Consider the following 277-nt stretch of genomic DNA (forward strand, 5'->3'; position numbering starts at 1 on the left):
GGTATTGGCGCGCAGCGCTAAGGTTTTATCTGAAGCAGAGATACTTAGGCTTGAGGCAATAAATTGACCTTCTTTAACTATTTTTTTGTATTTATTGCTGCAGGTTTTAATGCTGCCGACAAAGCTTTGGGTGCCTACATTGGCAATAAAGTTTAAGGTATTGCTTTTATTCTGCCATTCAATATCGGCTACGTGGCCGCTAATGTTGGGTAACCACTCATCTACTTTACCGCTTTTTGTATCGGCTAAAAATAAGCGACCAGTAGCAGGATCGTGT

At 41.2% G+C, this 277-nt stretch carries 1 pseudogene; it reads right to left on the reverse strand.

Annotated features, from left to right (window positions below):
• Positions 1-277 (reverse strand): annotated as a pseudogene (locus AAEY62_RS22200) (S9 family peptidase); the annotation flags it as partial.

It is taken from the genome of Pseudoalteromonas sp. GW168-MNA-CIBAN-0100 (assembly GCF_040309225.1).
In the GTDB taxonomy this organism is placed as follows: Bacteria; Pseudomonadota; Gammaproteobacteria; order Enterobacterales; family Alteromonadaceae; genus Pseudoalteromonas; species Pseudoalteromonas arctica.